15 protein-coding genes are annotated in these 18,820 nt (G+C 74.1%); 4 read left to right on the top strand and 11 right to left on the bottom strand.

The features are described from left to right. Positions 1-895 precede the first annotated feature (895 nt). The 7 genes from ACLFMI_RS09665 to ACLFMI_RS09635 form a co-directional block, all read right to left on the bottom strand. Entirely contained in the window at positions 896-1,327 is a 432-nt protein-coding gene (locus tag ACLFMI_RS09665; RefSeq protein WP_410947423.1) for a hypothetical protein, read from the bottom strand. A 101-nt stretch (positions 1,328-1,428) separates the two neighbouring features. Continuing rightward, positions 1,429-2,412 (bottom strand): 5-oxoprolinase subunit C family protein, encoded by a 984-nt coding sequence (locus ACLFMI_RS09660; protein ID WP_410947422.1) that lies wholly within the window; start codon positions 2,410-2,412, stop codon positions 1,429-1,431. After that, positions 2,409-3,281 (bottom strand): 5-oxoprolinase subunit B family protein, encoded by an 873-nt coding sequence (locus ACLFMI_RS09655; RefSeq protein ID WP_410947421.1) that lies wholly within the window; start codon positions 3,279-3,281, stop codon positions 2,409-2,411. Before ACLFMI_RS09655 ends, ACLFMI_RS09660 begins: the two co-directional genes overlap by 4 nt. Further along, positions 3,278-4,663 carry an acetyl-CoA carboxylase biotin carboxylase subunit gene (locus ACLFMI_RS09650; RefSeq protein WP_410947420.1) on the bottom strand — a complete coding sequence of 462 codons (1,386 nt, stop codon included), beginning with the start codon at positions 4,661-4,663 and terminating at the stop codon, positions 3,278-3,280. Before ACLFMI_RS09650 ends, ACLFMI_RS09655 begins: the two co-directional genes overlap by 4 nt. A 10-nt stretch (positions 4,664-4,673) precedes the next feature. Beyond that, the gene (locus ACLFMI_RS09645) at positions 4,674-4,919 is read right to left on the bottom strand and encodes an acetyl-CoA carboxylase (RefSeq protein WP_410947419.1); all 246 of its coding nucleotides are present in this window, start codon (positions 4,917-4,919) and stop codon (positions 4,674-4,676) included. 13 nt (positions 4,920-4,932) lie between these two features. Then, entirely contained in the window at positions 4,933-5,655 is a 723-nt protein-coding gene (gene pxpA, locus ACLFMI_RS09640; RefSeq protein ID WP_410947418.1) for a 5-oxoprolinase subunit PxpA, read from the bottom strand. Positions 5,656-5,676: 21 nt separating this feature from the next. Next, positions 5,677-8,076, bottom strand: coding sequence for a xanthine dehydrogenase family protein molybdopterin-binding subunit (locus tag ACLFMI_RS09635; RefSeq protein WP_410947417.1), 2,400 nt, complete (start codon positions 8,074-8,076; stop codon positions 5,677-5,679). Positions 8,077-8,200: 124 nt separating this feature from the next. Here ACLFMI_RS09635 and ACLFMI_RS09630 point away from each other — a divergent pair, with 124 nt between their 5' ends. Then, a complete protein-coding gene (locus ACLFMI_RS09630) occupies positions 8,201-9,754 on the top strand; it encodes a PucR family transcriptional regulator (protein ID WP_410947416.1) in 1,554 nt (517 codons plus the stop codon). 149 nt (positions 9,755-9,903) lie between these two features. Here ACLFMI_RS09630 and ACLFMI_RS09625 read toward each other — a convergent pair whose 3' ends face one another. The 4 genes from ACLFMI_RS09625 to ACLFMI_RS09610 all read right to left on the bottom strand — a co-directional run bounded on the left by ACLFMI_RS09625 (position 9,904) and on the right by ACLFMI_RS09610 (position 14,894). After that, a complete protein-coding gene (locus tag ACLFMI_RS09625) occupies positions 9,904-11,964 on the bottom strand; it encodes a serine/threonine-protein kinase (RefSeq protein WP_410947415.1) in 2,061 nt (686 codons plus the stop codon). Between the two features lie 144 nt (positions 11,965-12,108). Then, complete coding sequence (locus ACLFMI_RS09620; RefSeq protein WP_410947414.1) at positions 12,109-12,648, bottom strand: MarR family winged helix-turn-helix transcriptional regulator; 540 nt, start codon at positions 12,646-12,648, stop codon at positions 12,109-12,111. Between the two features lie 52 nt (positions 12,649-12,700). Beyond that, positions 12,701-14,185 carry a glycosyltransferase family 39 protein gene (locus tag ACLFMI_RS09615; protein ID WP_410947413.1) on the bottom strand — a complete coding sequence of 495 codons (1,485 nt, stop codon included), beginning with the start codon at positions 14,183-14,185 and terminating at the stop codon, positions 12,701-12,703. A 16-nt stretch (positions 14,186-14,201) separates the two neighbouring features. Continuing rightward, positions 14,202-14,894 (bottom strand): DUF3159 domain-containing protein, encoded by a 693-nt coding sequence (locus ACLFMI_RS09610; RefSeq protein WP_410947412.1) that lies wholly within the window; start codon positions 14,892-14,894, stop codon positions 14,202-14,204. A 199-nt stretch (positions 14,895-15,093) separates the two neighbouring features. Here ACLFMI_RS09610 and ACLFMI_RS09605 point away from each other — a divergent pair, with 199 nt between their 5' ends. The 3 genes from ACLFMI_RS09605 (at position 15,094) to ACLFMI_RS09595 (ending at position 18,789) form a co-directional block, all read left to right on the top strand. Continuing rightward, positions 15,094-15,837, top strand: a complete 744-nt coding sequence (locus ACLFMI_RS09605) for a helix-turn-helix domain-containing protein (protein ID WP_410947411.1) — start codon at positions 15,094-15,096, stop codon at positions 15,835-15,837. Between the two features lie 167 nt (positions 15,838-16,004). Continuing rightward, entirely contained in the window at positions 16,005-17,873 is a 1,869-nt protein-coding gene (asnB, locus tag ACLFMI_RS09600; protein ID WP_410947410.1) for an asparagine synthase (glutamine-hydrolyzing), read from the top strand. 85 nt (positions 17,874-17,958) lie between these two features. Beyond that, entirely contained in the window at positions 17,959-18,789 is an 831-nt protein-coding gene (locus ACLFMI_RS09595) for a DUF427 domain-containing protein (protein WP_410947409.1), read from the top strand. Positions 18,790-18,820: the final 31 nt, after the last annotated feature.

Below are 18,820 nucleotides of genomic sequence, written 5' to 3'. Positions count from 1 at the left end.
GTGAGGATGGGCCGGCCGGTGAGGATGGGCCGGCCGGTGAGGATGGGCCGGCCGGTGAGGAGGGGTCGATCGGGGTCGGCGGAAGGGCCGGTGGTGCCGAAGCGCGTGGTCCAGGGGCCGGGGCGGTCTGTCGGGGTCGTTCCGCCCGCTGCGCGCGCTCGGCGGACCGGTGCGCGGCCCGCCGGGCCCCAGCCCGCTGCCGGGCGGCGGTGTCCTCGGCCCGCTCCCGGGCGGCCTGCTCGGCCCGCTGCCGCGTCACGATCCGTCGCTGGCCGACGACCGCGCCCGCCGCCCGGGCGGCCTCCCACGCGGCGCCCGCGGCGTCGTGCTGCGGCCCGGATCCGGCCCGCGCCCCCGGGTATGGCGGGGCCGGGGACGTGCTCGACCCCCCGGCCGGGACACGGGCCGGTGTCCTGGTCGGAACCGTGCTCGGCGCCGGAGCGGCGGGCCCATCCTCGAAGGTCGGAACCGGGACCGCCCGCTCCGCCGTCCGGCGATCGGCCGGGGCCATCCCGGCGAACGACCCGCCGAGCACCCCGGTACTCGCCAGCACGGCCGCGACCAGCGACAACGCCAGCAACGCCGGCACCCCACCGATCAGCGCTGCCCGGAGCCGGGTGGTTCCCGGCCGCTCCTGCGGACGGTGCCGGGCCAACATCAGACTCGGACCGTTGGGCCGATCGGCGCAGTCATGATCCCGATCATGCAGGTCCGATCGACGCCCTGGGCAGGCGCTGAATGGGTGAGTCGCGGGCTCAGGCGGTTCATGATCGCCGTCCTGGGAGCGCTGGTGCCTCCACGTGTGCGCAGCGCTCCCAGGACGGCGATCATGGCGCTCGGGACCACCTGCTCCCGGGCACGGATCGGCCCGGGACGCGCCGTCGTCAGGCAGAGGTCAGCGGCCGAGCAGCGACAACGCGGGCCCGGCCGCTCGGACGCCCATCGCCGGGACCGGGTCCTGCTCCAGCCGCCGCCGCAGCAGCAGCAGCGAGTCCCCGGAGTCCCCAGAGCCCCCGGAGTCCCCGGACGTGTCCGGCGCCGCGGGGGTGTTCGGGCCGGGCCGCCCGGCATGCTGTGCCGGCGCGGCACCGGCCGGGGCGGACGCCCGGAGCCGTGTCCCCGTCGCGCGGTCCCCCGTGGCACGCCCGGTCGGGCCGCTCCGGCGCGCGGGGCCGGACCGTCCGGAGGGCCGGGTGGTGGTCATGCTGCCCACCACCGCGACGGCGGCCGCGAGCGCGACCACCCCGAGCGACGGCACCGCGACCGCCACCGCCTGCCGCAGGAAACGGCCACGCCGTCCCGAGCCTGCCCGGTGTCGTCCCGCCATCGCCGAACGCCTCCCCCGTATCGTGTCCGTCCGGTCACCGAGCGTCGAGTGTGGACGATCTGAGCGCTCCTGGCCACCCCGGACAGGTGATCGGGCCCGGATCAGGTGAGCGCGGCGTGCAACCGGGCGATCCGGTCCTTCCGCTCGGCCCGGATCTGCAACGCCGTCTCCAGATCCACCTCGACGAACCTCGTCCTCGTGCGCGGAGCCGACTGGGCGACGATGTCGAGGTCTCCGGACAGCACGGTCGCGACCATCATGTAGCCGCCGCCGGACACCGCGTCGCGGTGCAGCACGATCGGCTCGACGCTGCCGGGCACCTGGATCGACCCGATCGGGTACGGCGAGTCGACGATGTTCGACGGGTCCTGCCCGGCCCCGAACGGCGGCTCCCGGTCGACGGTCTCCAGCTCACCGCCGGCGTAACGGAAGCCCATCCGGTCCGCGACCGGGGTGAGCGTCCACGTCGTGTCCAGGAACGTGGCGCGGCCGACGTCGGTCAGTCTGTGGTCGTAGAGCCCCATCACGACCCGTACCTCGACGTCCTTCGACAGGGTCGGGCGCAGGTCGGACGGCACCGCCAGCCCGGCGCGTCCCGCCGTACCGGAGCCGACCGGCAGCACGTCGCCCTCGGCGATCGGTCGCCCGTCCACCCCGCCCAGCGAGCCGATCACATAGGTGGAGCGGCTGCCCAGGTCGATCCGGGTGTCGAGCCCGCCGGACACGGCCAGGTAGGCCCGCGAACCGGCCTTGAGGTAGTCGAAGTCGAGCACGTCGCCCTCGGCGACGTGGAACGACTCCCACTGCGGCCGGGCCTCGCCGTTCACCCGCGGCGCGATCTCGGCACCGGTCACGGCGACCACGGCCGGGCCGGTAAACCGCAGCTCCGGCCCCATGTAGACGATCTCCAGCGCCGCGGCGTCCGGGCCGTTGCCGACGAGCGCGTTCGCCGCGGCCAGCGAGTACTGGTCCAGCGCGCCCGAGGGCGGGATGCCCAGGTGGTAGTACCCGGAGCGCCCGCCGTCCTGGATCGTGGTGGACAGGCCCGGCTTGCGGACCTCGATGGTTGTCGCCGGTGCCGTCATGCCAACTCCCCCAGCAGGCGCTTGTTGTAGCCGTCCGGGTCGTCCAGGAACGGCTGCAGGTCGAACGACACGTCCCGGGCGGTGATCCGGTACTCGCCCGCCTCGGCCTTCGACTGCGACTCGTCGTACTCGTCGCGGTCGATCCGCCGGAACTTGATCATGTCGCCGGGCCGCATGAAGACCTTGTGGTCGGCGAAGTCCGGCTTGGTCTGCCGCGGGTCGTAGATCGGGGCCGGGGTGATGCCGAACATCTGGTAGCCGCCGGCGCCGCGGACCGAGTAGATGCAGGAGAAGCAGCCGCCGTAACCGACGGTCTGTTTCGGGGTGTCGGTGCGCGGGCGCAGGTACTTCGGCACCACGATCTGCCGCTCCCGGGGCACCATCTGGTACTTGAACGGCAGCCCGGCGACGAACCCGACCATCGAGGTGAACCACGGCGAGCCGGAGTGCGCGGTGATGAACTCGTCGACCGAGCCGAACCCGTTGATCCGGGCCGCGTACTCGATGTCGGTGGCCTCCGGGTCCTGGTGCCGGTCCCGGAACCGCATCAGGGTCTCGGTGGTCCACGGGTCCTGGTAGAGCACCGGGATCTCGATCACCCGGCACGGCAGTGTGACACCGAGCGCGTCGCCGACCCGTCCCTCCAGCTCCTTGAGATGGGCGAGCAGGGCGTGCGGTTCGAGCACGTCGGGGTCGTAACGGATCTGGTAGGACGCGTTCGCCGGGCAGATCTCGAAGATCCCGTCCGGTCGCTCGTCGCGCAGCAGGTTGGTGATCGCGACGGCCTTGAAGTTGGCCTGCAGGCTCATCTCCTCGGCCAGCTCGACGAACACGAACTCGTCGCCGCCCCAGCTGTAGCGGGCGCTCATCCGGTCTCCCCTCGCGTGCTCAACCAGTGCTCCAACGTTGCGGTGTGGAAGTCCGCCGCCGCCACCCAGTCCTCGTCGACCAGCTCGCGCAGCAGCCCGGCGGTGGTCGGGATGCCGGAGACGGTGAACTCGTCCAGCGCGCGCCGCGAGCGCGCCAGCGCCTCGGTCCGGTCGGCACCCCAGACGACGACCTTGGCCAGCAGCGAGTCGTAGTACGGCGGCACCGTGCCGTCCGGTTCCAGCCAGGTGTCGCAGCGCACCCACGGGCCGGACGGCAGTGTCACCCGGCCGACGTTCCCGGGCTGGGGCAGGAAGTCCTTGGCCGGGTCCTCGGCGCAGACCCGGTACTCGATGGCGTGCCCGCGCCGCTCGATGTCGGTCTGGGCGTACCGCAGCGGCTCACCGCCCGCGATCCGGAGCTGCTCGGCGACCAGGTCGATGCCGGTGACCAGCTCGGTCGTCGGGTGCTCGACCTGGATGCGGGTGTTCATCTCGATGAAGAAGAACCCTCGGGGGGCTCCGCCCCCCGAGTCCCCCCCGACGGCATCGTCGTCCACCAGGAACTCGACGGTGCCGGCCGAGGTGTAGCCGACCTCCCGGCACAGGTTCACCGCGGCCGTCGTCATCGCCGCGCGGACCTGCTCCGGGATCCCCGGCGAGACCGCCTCCTCGACGACCTTCTGCCGGCGCCGCTGCAGCGAGCACTCCCGCTCGAACAGGTGGACGGCGTCGGCGCCGTCGCCGAGGACCTGGACCTCGACGTGCCGGGCGCGTTCGACGTAACGCTCCAGGTACATCGTCCCGTCACCGAACGCCTTCTGGGCCTCGGTCGAGGCCTGCCCGAACGCGGTGCGCAGCCCGTCCTCGTCGTGCACGACCCGGATCCCGCGCCCGCCGCCGCCGGCCGCGGCCTTGAGCATCACCGGGTAACCGATCCCGGACGCCGCCGACACCGCCTCGTCCACCCCGGACACCCCGCCCGGGGTGCCGGGGACGGTCGGGACCCCGGCCGCGCGGGCGATCTCGCGGGCGGCGACCTTGTCGCCCATCCGCTCGATCATCGACGCGGTCGGGCCGACGAAGGCCAGCCCCGCGGCGGCGACCGCGGCCGCGAACCCGGCCCGCTCGGACAGGAACCCGTAGCCGGGGTGCACCGCGTCGGCGCCGGTGTCCTTCGCCGCGGCCAGGATCGCGTCGGTGACCAGGTACGACTTCGACGCCGGCGACGGTCCGATCTCGACGGACTCGTCCGCGAGCCGGGTGTGCAGGGCCGCGCCGTCGGCCTTCGAGTGCACGGCGACCGTCGAGATCCCCAGGTCCCGGGCGGCCCGGATGATCCGGACCGCGATCTCCCCGCGGTTGGCGACGAGCAGCCGTCTCACCGTGCCGCCTTCACGGGGTCTCCACCACCGCCACCGGCTGGCCCGCGTCCACCTCGTCCTCGTCGGCGACGAGGAACTCGACGAGCGTGCCGGCGGCACCGGCCGGGATCTGGTGGAACGACTTCATGACCTCGACCAGGCCCACCGCCTGGTCGTCGGTGACGGCCGCGCCGTCCTCGGTGAACGGCGGGCTGTCGGGGTCGGGACGTCGGTAGAACACACCCGGGATCGGGGAGACGACCTCGTGTCGGGTCACCGGAACTCCTGTCTCAGTCGAGATGGGGCTTGAGGATGTCGTGGACCGCGCGAGCCAGGTCCACGGCGTTCGGGGTGTCGGAGTGCACGCAGACCGCGTCCGCGCGCACCGGGATCTCCCTGCCGTTCTCCGAGGTCGCCGTGCCCTCGGTGACCGCGCGCAGCGCGCCGGCCGCGGAGGTCACCGGGTCGAAGGCGTGGTGCTCCCGGGTGATGATCAGCGAGCCGTCGTCGCGGTAGTCCAGGTCGGCGTAGTACTCCGCGATGAAGCCCGCCGGCCGGTCGCCCCAGACCTCCTCGTGCACGGTGCCGGACAACCCCATCAGCGGCGCGCCGAACACGTCGGCGGCGTCGGCGATGGCGGCGGCGACCTCCTCGTCGCGCGAGGCCATGCCGTAGAGCGAGCCGTGCGCCTTGACGTGGTGCAGCTCCATGCCCTCGGCCCGCAGGAACCCGGACAGCGCTCCGATCTGGTAGACGACGGCCGCGGTCAGCTCCTCGCGGTCCATCTTCATCTCGCGCCGGCCGAAACCCTCCCGGTCGGGCAGCGACGGGTGCGCTCCGACCCGCACCCCGTGCCGCTTCGCGAGCCGGACGGTCCTCGTCATCACCCGCGGGTCCGACGCGTGGAACCCGCACGCCACGTTGGCGACGGTCACGAACGGCATCAGCCCCTCGTCGTCCCCGCAGTGGTAGATCGAGAACGACTCGCCCATGTCACAGTTGATGGCCACCATGTCGGCCTCCTCTCGGTGAACTCAGGCAGTCTGCCGCGAGGCCGCCGTGATCGCCCGCCACACGGCCTGCGGGGTCGCGGGCATGTCCACATGGCTCACACCGAGGTGGCTGACGGCGTCGATCACCGCGTTCACCACCGCCGGCGACGAGCCGATCGCGCCGGACTCGCCGATCCCCTTGACCCCCATCGGGTTGGTCGGCGACGGCGTGACCCGCTGCTCCAGCTCGAAGCTCGGCAGGTCGGTCGCCGACGGCACGGTGTAGGTGGCGAGGTTCGCCGCGGTGGGCTGGCCCTCGGCGTCGAAGGTGGCGTGCTCGTAGAGCGCCTGCCCGATGCCCTGGGCGATCCCGCCGTGCAGCTGGCCCTCGACGATCGTCGGGTTCACCACCAGCCCGCAGTCGTCCACGGCGACGTAGCGGCGGATCCGGGTGTGCCCGGTCTCGACGTCGACCTCGGTGACGCAGATGTGCGTCCCGAACGGCCAGGTGAAGTTCGGCGGGTCGAACGCCGAGTCGGCGGTCAGGTTCGGCTCCATGCCGTCCGGCAGGTTCGCCGCCAGCGACGCCGCCCCGGCCACCTCCTGGATGGTCACCGACGGCCCGGCGGTACCGGCGACCCGGAACCTCCCGCCCTCGAACTCCAGGTCCTTCTCGTCGGCTTCGAGCAGGTGCGCGGCGATCAGCATCGCCTTGTCCAGCACCTTCCCGGCGGCCAGGTGCACCGCGGTGCCGCCGACGGCGAGGCTGCGCGAGCCGTAGGTGTCCCGGCCGAACGGGGCGATCAGGGTGTCGCCGTGCAGCACCTCGACGTCGTCGGGGTGCACGCCGAGCCGGTCCGCGACGATCTGCGACCAGGCGGTCTCGTGCCCCTGGCCGTGCGGGGAGGTCCCGGTGACGACCTCGACCTTGCCGGAGGTGGTCATCCGGACGGATGCCTGCTCCCAGCCGCCGGACTGCAGCCGGACCCCGGCCGCGACCTTCGACGGCGACAGCCCGCCGGACTCGGTGAAGTTGCCGATCCCGATCCCGATCTGGACCGGGTCCCGTGCGTCCCGGCGCCGCTGCTGCTCGGCGCGCAGCTCCGGATAGCCGACCAGGTCCATCGCCGCCCGCATGCACGCCTCGTAGTCACCGGAGTCGTACTGGACGCCGGAGGGCACGGTGCGCGGTTCGAGGAACTTCGGGTGCAGGTTGCGCAGCCGTACCTCGGCGGCGTCCATGCCCAGCGCGCGGGCCAGGTCGTCCATGATCCGTTCGTGGCCGTAGGCCGCCTCGGAGCGGCCGGCGCCGCGGTAGGCGTCGGTCGGGGTGAGGTTGGTGAAGGCGCCCCGGCAGGTGAACGAGTAGCTGCCGAAGTCGTAGAGCCCGCAGAAGGTGAAGGCACCGAACACCGCGATGCCCGGGGTGAGCAGCTGCAGGTAGGCGCCCATGTCGGCGAGCAGCTCGACCTTCATCCCGAGGATCCGGCCGTCCCTGGTGGCCGCCACCGAGACGTCCTGGACCTGGCCGCGGCCGTGCGTGGTGGCCTGGTGGTGCTCCGAGCGGGTCTCGGTCCACTTGATCGGCCGGTTCAGCCGCCGGGCCAGGACCAGCGCGAGGTACTCCTCGGCGTAGACGTTGAGCTTGGCGCCGAAGCCGCCGCCGACGTCCGGGGCGATCACCCGGATCTTCGTGTCGGCGATCCCGGTGACCGCCGCCAGCAGGTCCCGGACGAAGTGCGGCACCTGGGTGGCGGTGTACATCGTGAACCCGCCGCCGACCGGGTCCGGCACGCAGACCACCGCGCGCGGCTCCATCGGCGAGGGGATCAGTCGCTGCTGCAGGTACTGCCCGGACACGACGACGTCGGCCTCGGCGAACGCGGCGTCCACGTCGCCGGTGGCCAGCGGCCAGGTGTAGCAGTGGTTGGTGCCCAGCTCGTCGTGCACCAGCGGGGCGCCCTCGACCAGCGCGTCCGCGACGTCGACGACCGCGGGCAGCGTCTCGTAGTCGACCTCGACCAGGTCGGCGGCGTCCCGCGCGGCCGCGGCGCTGTCGGCGAGCACCACCGCGACGCCGTCCCCGACGTGGTTGACCTCGATCGTCGCCAGCGGGCGGTGGTCGGGGACCTTGATGTCCTCGGTGACCGGCCAGCCGCACGGGATGCCCGCCAGGAACTCGCCGTCGACGTCGGCCCCGGTGAGGACCGCGGTGACCCCCGGGTGCGCGCGTGCCGCGGCGGTGTCGATCCCGGTGATCCGGGCGTGCGGGTGCGGGCTGCGGACCATCGCCAGGTGCAGCGTGCCGGCGGGTGTGATGTCCCCGGTCCAGCTCCCGCGTCCGGTCAGCAGCGCCGGGTCCTCCTTGCGCGGCAGGCTCGTTCCGACGTACCTCGGCGCGGTGCGCGTGCCCGGGCTCGCGCTCCCCTCGGTGACGCTCACGCCTTCTCCCCTCGACCGACCACATGCGTGCCGCACAGCGTGATCGGGACCACTTCACTGCGGTAGTGTCCCATCTGGCAGGTTCGTGGACCGGAACACGCCGGACTGTCGATTCCGCGGAGGGATGCCCGTGCCGCTCACGCTGCGAGAACTCTGCGCGGACCGCACTCTCGGGCTCCGGATCGTGTCGTCCTCCGCAGATCTGGAACGGCCGCTCGACTGGGTGCACTCCAGCGAGCTCGACGATCCGACGCCGTATCTCGACGGCGGCGAGCTGCTGCTCACCACGGGGATCGGCCCGCACGCCGGTGCCGGCCCGGAGGGCTACGTCGGCCGGCTCGCCCGGCACGGGCTGGCCGGGCTCGGGTTCGGCACCGGGCTGGGCTATGACGAGATCCCGGACGCCGTCGTCGCGGCCTGCGGCCGGGCCGGCCTGCCGCTGCTCGAGGTGCCGGAGCGGACCCCGTTCCTGGCGCTGACCAAGGTGGTCGCCGCGGCGAGGGCCGCGGACCGCTACGCCGAGGTCGTGCGTACCGACGAGGCCCGCCGCGCGCTCACCGCGGCCGCGCTGGCGGGCGGGATCTCGGCCGCGGGCCCGGCCGGGACGACCCGGCGCGGCACCGGCGGCACCGGCAAGGTGCTGGCCGCACTGGCCGAGAGGCTGGACGCCTGGGTGCTGATCTCGGACGGCGACGACCGGGTTCCCTACGCCGCGCCGCGCTCGGCGGCCCGACGCGCGGCCGGGCTGGCCCGGGAGATCGGCACGGTCCGCGACCATCCCGGCCGGTCCAGCGTCAGCGTGTCCGACGGGGGCGGCCAGGTGGTGCTGCAGCCGGTGCGGCTTCTGGGACCCGCGGTGCTGGTGGTCGGGCGGGACGCGCCGTTCAGCCCGGTGGACCGCCAGCTGATCGGCTTCGCGGTGTCGGTCCTGAGCCTCTCGCACGCCCGCTCGGCCGCCGTCGGATCGGCCGAGCGACGGCTGCGCGCCGCGCTGCTGCGTACCCTGCTCACCGTGCCCGGCCGCGGGGCCGAGCAGGTCGTCGCCGACACCTGGGGCCCGCCGCCGGACGGCCCGGTGGTGGTGGTCGCGTTCGGCGGACGGGGGTCCGGACCCCGCTGCGCGGCGCTGCTGGAGACGCTGGGCCGCGGCGCGCCCGGCTTCCACGCCGAGCTCGAGCAGCAGGTGCTCGCGGTCGTGGCCGCGGACGGCGTGGACGCCGTGCTGGCGCCGGCGGCCCGGCACCACGACGTCCGCGCCGGGGTGTCCGACCCGGCACCGATGGCCGAGCTGGCCCGGGCACGGCGCGAGGCGGACCGGGCCCTCGACGCCGCGGACCGCCGGGACCGCCCGGTCGTCCGGTTCGCCGACCTGGCGGGCGGTGGGCTCGCCGCGCTGGTCGCACCCGACGACGCCGCCGCGTTCGCCGGGTCCGTGCTCGGCCCGCTGCTCCGGCACGACGCCGAGCGGCACGGGGACCTGGTGAACTCGCTGCGCGAGTGGTTGGCCCGGCACGGGCAGTGGGACCCGGCCGCCACCCGGCTCGGCGTGCACCGGCACACCCTGCGATCCCGGATCGCCAAGGCCGCGGCCCTGCTGGACCGCGACCTGGACTCCCCCGGCGTCCGTGCCGAGCTGTGGTTCGCCCTGCACACCCGGGACACCGGCCCGTCGTCCTGAGCCCGGTCGGCGAGGCGCCCCGGCATGTCCCGATCCGGGTTGTCCCGAGGGGCACCCTCGTCTCTGCCCGTGCCCCGAAGGTGCCCCTCGCGGCCGCCCCGGCACCGGCCGCCTCGGCATCGGCGGCGGGGCCTAGTGGACCGCGCGGGTCACTGCCGGTCGAACATCGCGGTCACGGGGCCGTCGGTGCGGTAGCCGTGCCGCTGCAGCCAGCCGTCCAGCTTGGACTGGATCGCGGGCAGGTCGGAGCGCCGGGCGGGGTCGGTGCGCAGGGCCTGCTTGAGCAGCGACAGGTGCGCGGTCCGGGACGGCAGGTGGGTCAGCTTCGCCCCGGACGCGGCGGCCCGCAGCCCTGCTACGGCGTCCGCGGACTCCCCGCGGGGCGGGTGCCCGCTCAGCGCGAACGACACCGCCGCGGCCAGCTGCCACGCATCCGACGACGGCGAGGCCGGCTTGCCCGCCGCCGACTCCGGGGCCAGGTAGTCGGGGGTCCCGAGCACGTACCCCGTCTGGGTCAGGGTGGAGTCGCCCTGCTTGCGGGCGATCCCGAAGTCGATCAGGTGCGGGTGCCCCTGCGGGTCGACGACGATGTTGCCGGGCTTGATGTCGCGGTGCAGCACGCCGGTCCGGTGCGCGGTGTCCAGGGCCCCGGCGATCCCGGTCCAGATCCGGGCCGCGGAGATGTCGTCCACCGTGCCGCGCTCGCCGACGAGCTGGCCCAGCGACATCCCGTCGACGTACTGCATGACGATCACCAGGCCGTCCATCCCCTGCAGGCCGGGGTCGGCCGAGGCGTGCAGCAGGTCGTAGACCTGCACGCAGCAGGGATGGCGGATCGAGCCGAGCGCGGCCGCCTCGCGGCGGATCCGCTCCTCGGTCTCCGCGTCGGCGGCGTGCGCCGACTTCACCGCGACGGTATGCCCGAGCTTCGCGTCGTGGGCCAGCCAGACGCCGCCGAACCCGCCGGCGCCGAGCCGGCGCAGCAGCCGGAACCGCGGCCCGCGTCCGGCGGGCGGCCCGGGCACCGCGACGGCGGTGGGACGGCGCGGCGGTCCGGGGGTCCCGGCCGAGGGCGGGCCCGGGTGCAGCGGGCCCGCTGCCGGATGCGCGGCGGGCCCGGTCGGTGGGCGTCCGACCGGGCGGCCGAACGCACCCGGGGGCGCACCGGGCGGGGCCCCTGGCGGGCCGGCGCGGTGTCCGGACGGTGGGCCCTGGTAGCCGGAGGGGGCGCGCCCGGCGCCGGCCGGCGGTAGCGCCCCGAACGACGCGTACGGCGCAGCCGCCGCGGAGCGGGCCGGGTCGGCGTCGCGCCGGGTCAGGTCCACCGGGGCCTCCGGCTCGCGCGCGGCGAACCGCCGGGAGAGCCGGTCGGCGACGCTCGGGGTGGCGGTGGCGCCGCCCGCCGCCACCCCGTGGCCGGTCCCGCGCCCGGCACGCGACGACCCGGTCCCGGCCGGGGTCCCGCGGGACGGCGCGGCGGCCCGCGATGCCTGCCGGCCGGCGCGGATCTCCTCGATCCGGGCCCGCGACGGCGGCGGCACCATCGGCACCAGGATCACCCCGGCCAGGCCCGCGCCGAGGATGCCCACCCAGAGGTGCTCGGCGGTGCCGGCCGGCACCGCGGCGGTCAGCACGATCAGCGCGAACAGCGGGAGCCAGAAGAACTTGGCGGGCCAGCGCGGCCCGCGGCGCAGCGCCGTGCGGGCCTGCACCGCCACCAGGGCGACGGCCAGCAACGGGACGATCCCGAGCAGCAGCACCGCGGTGACCGAGGTGACGACGTCGCCGCCGATCGACCCGGCGACGCTCCCGCGGCCCAGGTAGCTGCTCTGGGTACCGACGGCCGAGCAGGTCGTGACCCGGATCGAGTCGCCCTGCGCGGCGCTGAGCCCTGGGACGGTGTCGCCGGCGGTCGCGGCGGCGAACGTGCCGCCCGCACCGACGAACACCGCCAGCGGCAGCAGCCCGGCGCACAGCACGCCGAGGCCCCCGATCAGCACCGACTCCGCGGCGCCGTAGCCCGACGACGAGCCGGACCCGATCCGGCGGCGCAGCACCGCGACCGCCAGCGCGCCGGCGGTCGGTAGCAGCCCGGCGAGCACGCCGAGGCCGGTGACCGACCAGGCCCAGTCGCCGGGGCAGACGTCCGGGATCCCGAGGCCGCGGATCCCGGCCAGGAGCCCCGCGACGAGAGCGACCAGCGCGTCCACGCCCGCACCTCCCCCCACCGGACCGTCAACGCCGGCCGCCCGGCACGGGCGGCCCCGCCCACTATGGCATCAGCCCGGTGACGGTCCGTGCCACCGGTCTCGGCCCGGGCGGCTCCGTCCGGGAGTGCCCGGCGACGGGGCCGGTCAGCGCAGGAACACGTCCAGGTCGGTGTTGAACCGGTCCAGCAACCCGGCCAGCGCCTCCCGGTCGGTCTCCGACCAGTGCGCGATCACGTCGCGCAGCGGGGCCAGCCGGGCGACCCGGACCTGCTCGCGAGCGACCGCCCCGGCCGGGGTCAGCTCGACGCTGACCGACCGCGGGTCGGCGGCGTGCGGGGACACCTCCACCAGGCCCGCCCGGGACAGCCGCGACACCTGCCGGCTCGCGGTCGGCTTGCTGACGCCCAGCTTGCCGGTCAGCGCCGTCAGCGAGAGCGCGCCCTCGTCGTCGAGCAGCATCAGGACCGGGTAGGTGTAGCGGTCCACGGCGTCGCTGGGGCCGTAGCCGTTGGCCCACACCGACTCCATCGTGCGCCGCACGAGCAGGGTGATCTGCTTCTCCAGCGAGTGCAGCGACGCCTCGGCCGGGTCGGTGGGGCCGGCCACTCGCGGGGCCGTCGCGACACCGCCGGTGGTGGCCGAGGTCGCCTCGTCGTCAATCGGGCTAATCGGACGTTCTGCCATGTTTCGATGGTACATGCGTTGTGAAGTGCAACGTTTCGATCCGCAAGGTGGCTCAGCGAGCCGCCGTCGTGACCGGGAGATCGCGCAGCGCCGTCCGGATCTCCGTCCACGGCGCTTTCCGCCCGGTGAGTAGCCAGATCGTCGTCGACTCGGGGACCAGGCCCCCGTAGGTGCCCAGCGGTGTGCCCGCCGCGACCGTGGTCACCGGCCGGATCCCGGTGAACCACGGGCGCAGCCGGCCGGGATCGCCGACGAGCAGCATGCGGTCCTGGTGCTCCGGCGGCGGCGCGAACCAGCCGTAGGCCCGGTTCGTGCCGGCCGCGGCAGGCAACCCCAGTTCCGGGTCGGCGGCGTCGAGGTAGGTCGCGTAGACGTACGGGTTCGCGCCGAGGGCGGTGCGGTCGCGGTCCCCGGGCGGCAGCTCGCGGTAGGCACGGGCGGTCTCGGTGGCCAGGGCGTCGCCGAACGCCGGTGACGCCAGCACGACCGACGATCCCAGACCGGCCAGGGCCAGTGCCGTACCGAGCGCGACGACCGGCCACGCGGCCCGGGCCCGGCCGGCCTCGCGGCGGTGCTGAAGCGCCACCGCGCCGATCGCGACACCGACGCCGTAGAGCGGCGTCAGGTAGTAGTGCCGGCCGGAGCTGACCAGCACGGCCACCGCCAGTACCGCGAACGTCACGGCGAGGAAGCGGTGGGAACGCCAGCGCGGGGCGCGGCAGAGCGCGACCAGCCCGTAGCCGGTCAGGCCGAGCGTCACCGGCCCGGTGACGGCCAGCCCGTGCAGCGCGACGAGCACCGGGCCGCCGTAGATCAGCCCGTTCTCGGCCGACACCACGCCTGCCATCGCGAGCTGGGGCCAGCCGTGCGCGGCCTGCCACACCAGGGTCGGCGCGGCGATCAGCAGGGCGACGACCGCCCCGGCCCAGAGGGCCGGCCTGCGCAGCAGCCCGCGCGGCCCCACCAGCGCGACCGCGGCGACGAGCACGAGCGCCAGTGCCAGCACCTGGAACCGGACCTGTGCGGTGACGCCGACGACCACCCCGAGCACGAGCAGCAGCCGGTCGTCGGGGATCCGGAGCCGGCGCAGCAGCAGCCAGAAGATCACCGACCACAGCGCGGGTTCCAGCGAGTACGGGGTCAGCCAGTGCCCGAACTGCGCGGCGGCCACGCAGGTGCCCTGCCCGAGCGCGGCCAGCGTCTGGGCGCGGGGGTCCCCGCCGATCTCGCGGGCCATCAGCGCGGCCAGCACGACCGCACCGGCGCTCGCCAGGACCGCCGGCACGGCCAGCACGACCTGCGAACCCGGCGCGATCGTGTCGGCGAGCAGGGCCAGCAGCGGCGTCCCCGGCGGCTGGTCCACCGCGCCCCAGTCCAGGTGGTGCCGGCCGATGGCCAGCATCAGGTCCTCGTCGAACCAGCGCCGCGGCACCGCTGCCAGCAGGAGGTGCACGCATGCGACGGTCCCGGCGACGATCGTCACCGGGACCGCGGCGAACCGGGGAACGGTCCGCCCGTCGCTCTCGTCGATCAGCACGGGACAGGTCTACCGGTCAGGCCTGCGGGACGAGCCGCTTGGTGCTCCGCCGGAAGGCCCAGACGACGACCAGTGCGGCCAGTACCGTCAGCGGCGTCCCCATGGCGATCTTGGCGAACGCCAGCCAGCCGGTGGAGTCGACCAGGTAGAGCCACTCCTTGACCACGAACCGGGCCCCGAACACGAGCGCCGCGGCGAGCGTGGCGATGTCGTGTGCGCGCAGCACCGCCTTGTCCGCCCGCCAGTCGTGCGTGCCGCCGTGCACCAGGTTCCACGCCAGCCCGCTCAGCGGCCGGCGGACCAGCACCGAACCGAAGGTGACGACGAACCCGGCCAGCGCCGCCCAGATCCCGATCAGGAAGAAGTCCTTCGCCGAGCCGGTCCAGGCGACGATGCCCGCGGCGACCGCGATGCCGAGCAGCCCGCCGATCGCCGAGGAGAAGCGCTCCCCGCGCAGCAGCCGGAACCCGGTCAGCGCCAGCGCGACGGCGATCGAGACCCCGATCGTCATGGCGAGCGAGAGGAACGCGTGAGCCGCCACGAACACGACGACCGGGACGGTCGAGTACACGAACCCGGCCGGCCCGCCCATCTGGTCGAGCACGCTCGGTTTCGGGTCGGTGGTCGGCAGGGGCCCGGGCGGGGTCTCCTCGTCGTGCCCGGCCCGGTCGTGGTGGCGCCGGTGCTGGTTCTGGTCCGTCACGGTCATTCCGTCCTCCGGGGTCGTGTGGGCGTCTGACGCAAGGAGAAGCCGTGCCGCAGCGGCACACTCAACCCCGCTGTGACCGAGGCCACCCGAGTGGCGCTCATCCGGGGTCGCCGAGCGATCCGGATCACGTCCGCACGACGCTGCGCCGGGCGGCTACGGCAGACTCCGGTCCGGCGCGCAGTCGAGGAGAGGGACGGTCGTGGCCTGGAGTACCCGCGAGATCGCCGAACTGGCCGGCACCAGCCTGCGGGCGGTGCGGCACTACCACGAGGTCGGCCTCCTCCCCGAGCCCGAGCGGCGCGCCAACGGCTACAAGCAGTACGGCGTCAGCCACCTCGTCCGGCTGCTGCGGATCACCCGGCTGACCGACCTCGGCTTCTCGCTGTCCCAGATCGCCGCCATGGGCGACGACGACGATCACCCGGAGGAGGCCCTGCGCACCCTCGACGCCGAACTGGCCGGCACCATCGAGCGCCTCCAGCGGGCCCGGGTCGAGCTCGGCCAGATCCTGCAGCAGACCCTGCCGACCGACCTCCCGGCCGATTTCGCCCCGGCCACGGTCGACGCGGAGCTGTCCGAGGCCGACCGCTCGCTGATCGTCGTCATGAGCCGGGTGCTCGGGCCGCAGCGGCTGCAGGACTACGCGAACATGCTGCGGAACCTGCCACCCGACCCGGCCGCCGGCGAGTTCGACGCGCTGCCCGCCGACGCCGACGAGCGGACCCGCGAGGACCTCGCCGCACGCATGGGGCCCTACATCCGGGCGCTGCTCGAGTCGCACCCGGGCCTGACCGACCCGCACACCGACGCGCCGCGCGGTGAGCGCTTCGTCGCGGAGACGATCGGCACCGCGTTGCGGGAGCTCTACAACCCGGCCCAGCTCGACGTCATGCGACGCGCGTACGCGGTGCTCGAGCAGCAGGCCGAGCCCGGCCCGGCCTGACCGGCGCCCTCCGGTCCGGCGGCGGCGGTGGTCGAGGTCACCCCGTCGTCGGCCGGTCGAATCGGACCTCCTGTCATGTTTCGCAGTGCTAACGGTTGCATGCTGCAACATTCCGGAGTGCAATCCGGTAACACGATCTTCATCGACGACGAGGAGGCGATGCCCCCGTGTGCGGCATCTGCGGCTGGATCGACTACCGGCACGACCTGGGGGCCGACGAGCACGTCCGGACCCTGGCCACGATGAACGACACGATGGCCTGCCGGGGCCCCGACCAGCAGGGCGTCTGGGCGCAGGGCCCGGCGGCCCTCTGCCACCGGCGGCTCGCGGTGATCGACATCGAGGGCGGGCGGCAGCCGATGTCCCTCGACGACGACGGTGCCCCGCCGTTGCGGATGGTGTATTCGGGTGAGACGTACAACTTCCGCGAGCTCCGGGAGGAGCTCGCGGCCGCCGGGCACCGGTTCCGCACCTCCAGCGACACCGAGGTGGTCCTGCGCGCGCACCGCGAGTGGGGCCGGAAGGACCCGCGTGACGTGGCCCGCCGCCTGAACGGCATGTTCGCCTACGCGCTGTGGGACGACGCCGCCCACGAGCTCGTGCTGGTCCGGGACCGGCTCGGGATCAAGCCGCTCTACTACTACCCCACCCCGCACGGCGTGCTGTTCGGCTCCGAGCCCAAGGCGATCCTGGCCAATCCGGAGGCCGACCGGACCGTCGACGCCGAGGGGTTGCGCCGGGCGCTGGCCTTCGTCGCCGACCCGGCCAACGCGGTGTTCCGCGGGATGCGCGAGGTCCCGCCGGGCTGCGTGGTGCGGATCGGCCGGGACGGCCACCGCGAGGAGCGCTACTGGCAGCTGACCGACACCGGGCACTCCGACGACGTCGACACCACCGTCGGGCACGTCCGCGAGCTGCTCACCGACACCGTGCAGCGCCAGCTGATCGCCGACGTCCCGCTGTGCACGCTGCTCTCCGGCGGGCTGGACTCCTCCGCGCTCACCGCACTGGCCGCGAAGCACGTGACCGGAACCGTGCGGTCGTTCGCGGTCGACTTCGCCGGCTACGCCGAGAACTTCACCGCCGACGACGCCCGCGGCACCCCGGACACGCCGTACGTGCACGAGGTGGCCGAGTACGTCGGCACCCACCACCGCGACATCGTCCTGCGGACCGAGGACATGATGGACCCGGCGGTGCGCGCGGCGGCCCTGCACGCCCGCGACCTGCCGGCAGGCATCGGCGACATGGACACGTCGTTGTACCTGCTGTTCCAGGCCGTGCGGCGGGAGTCGACGGTGGCACTGTCCGGGGAGTCGGCCGACGAGGTGTTCGGCGGGTACCGCGACTTCCACGACGCCGACACCGTCGCCGCGGACACCTTCCCGTGGCTGGCCGGGCGGATGATGAACCACGACCACCGCGATCCCGGCCCGTTCGACCGGTCGCTGTGGAGCAAGCTGGACGTGCCCGGTTACGTCGAGGACCAGTACCGAGCCGCGCTGGCCGAGGTCCCGGAGCTCACCGGCCCCGCGGCCGACGATCCGCACGAGCGCCGGATGCGCGAGATCTGCTACCTCTACCTGACCAGGTGGCTGCCGGTGCTGCTGGACCGCAAGGACCGGATGAGCATGGCCGTCGGGCTCGAGGTGCGGGTGCCGTTCTGCGACCACCGGCTCGTCGAGTACGTGTTCGGCACGCCGTGGGCGCAGAAGAACTTCGACGGCCGGGAGAAGTCGCTGCTGCGGCACGCGACCAAGGACCTGCTGCCCGACTCGGTGGTGCAGCGGGTGAAGAGCCCGTACCCGTCCACCCAGGACGAGAGCTACGCGGCGTCGCTGCGCGACCGGGTCGCCGCGATCCTCGCCGACGGCGACGACGCCCCGGTCGCGCCGCTGGTGGACCGGGAGGCGGTGCGCCGGCGGCTGGAGGCCCCGTCGGGCACGGAGAACCAGATGGGTGCTCGGATGGAGCTGGAGCGGATCATCGACCTGAACAGCTGGGTCCGTGACTACGACGTCGAGCTGGCGGTCTGACCCGCACCGGGCCGGACCCGCCGGGTTCTGGTTCGGTGGAGACCGGACCAGGGCCGCACGAGTCCGGCCCGGAAGGGACACCACCATGGGACTGACCCGTACCGACGGACCGCTCTCGTCGTACGCGCCGTCGACCGTCAACTACGCGATCGACGGGCCGCCGCACAAGCTGCTGATGCATCCCTTCCCGCGACGGGTGCGGGCCGAGTTCGCCGGGCGGACCGTGCTCGACACCCGGCGCGGGCAGCTGGTGCACGAGTCGAACCTGCTCCCGGTGCTCTACGCTCCCGAGGAGGACATCGACACCTCGCTGCTGGTCGACAGCGAGCACACCACGCACTGCCCGTTCAAGGGCGACGCGCGCTACCGGTCGCTGCAGGCCGAGGGCCGGAGCGGCGAGAACGCCGTCTGGAGCTACCCCGAGCCGGTCCCCGCGGCGGGCTGGCTGCGCGGGCTCGCCGCGCTCTACTGGAATGCCGCCGACGCCTGGTACGACGAGGACGAGCAGGTGTTCGCGCACCTCACCGACCCCTTCACCCGGGTCGACGTCCGGCCCACGCACCGGCACGTCATGATCACCCACACCGCCGCGGACGGCGCGACGACCGTGCTGGCCGAATCCCGCGAGCCGCGGGTGCTGTCCGAGACCGGGCTGAAGAACCGCTGGTACCTGCCCCGCACCGACGTCACGGTGAACCTGTCCCCCAGCGACACCCGGACCCGGTGCCCGTACAAGGGCGAGGCGGTCTACGAGCACGCGGACCTGCCCGGCGGCACCCGGGTCGCCGACGCGTTCTGGCACTACCCGGACCCGCTGCCCGAGTCGGCCCGGATCGCCGGGCTGCTCTCGGTCACCGACGGCGAGCGCGACGACGGCTCCGGGGTCTCGGTCACCGTGGACGGCGAACCGGCCTGACCCACGCCCGGGTCACGGGCCGGGGCACCGG

It is taken from the genome of Pseudonocardia nantongensis, from assembly GCF_046546495.1.
Taxonomy (GTDB): Bacteria; Actinomycetota; Actinomycetes; order Mycobacteriales; family Pseudonocardiaceae; genus Pseudonocardia; species Pseudonocardia nantongensis.
Note: the sequence above shows the minus strand (reverse complement) of the source record. Positions and strands in the feature narration are given on the sequence as shown.

What these genes read in the sequence shown, in the direction of transcription:
- ACLFMI_RS09665 (WP_410947423.1), bottom strand. Translation starts at nt 1,327, where the DNA reads ATGGCGGGACGACACCGGGCAGGCTCGGGACGGCGTGGCCGTTTCCTG.
- ACLFMI_RS09660 (WP_410947422.1), bottom strand. Translation starts at nt 2,412, where the DNA reads ATGACGGCACCGGCGACAACCATCGAGGTCCGCAAGCCGGGCCTGTCC.
- ACLFMI_RS09655 (WP_410947421.1), bottom strand. Translation starts at nt 3,281, where the DNA reads ATGAGCGCCCGCTACAGCTGGGGCGGCGACGAGTTCGTGTTCGTCGAG.
- pxpA (WP_410947418.1), bottom strand. Translation starts at nt 5,655, where the DNA reads ATGGTGGCCATCAACTGTGACATGGGCGAGTCGTTCTCGATCTACCAC.
- ACLFMI_RS09630 (WP_410947416.1), top strand. Translation starts at nt 8,201, where the DNA reads ATGCCCGTGCCGCTCACGCTGCGAGAACTCTGCGCGGACCGCACTCTC.
- ACLFMI_RS09620 (WP_410947414.1), bottom strand. Translation starts at nt 12,648, where the DNA reads ATGGCAGAACGTCCGATTAGCCCGATTGACGACGAGGCGACCTCGGCC.
- ACLFMI_RS09610 (WP_410947412.1), bottom strand. Translation starts at nt 14,894, where the DNA reads ATGACCGTGACGGACCAGAACCAGCACCGGCGCCACCACGACCGGGCC.
- ACLFMI_RS09595 (WP_410947409.1), top strand. Translation starts at nt 17,959, where the DNA reads ATGGGACTGACCCGTACCGACGGACCGCTCTCGTCGTACGCGCCGTCG.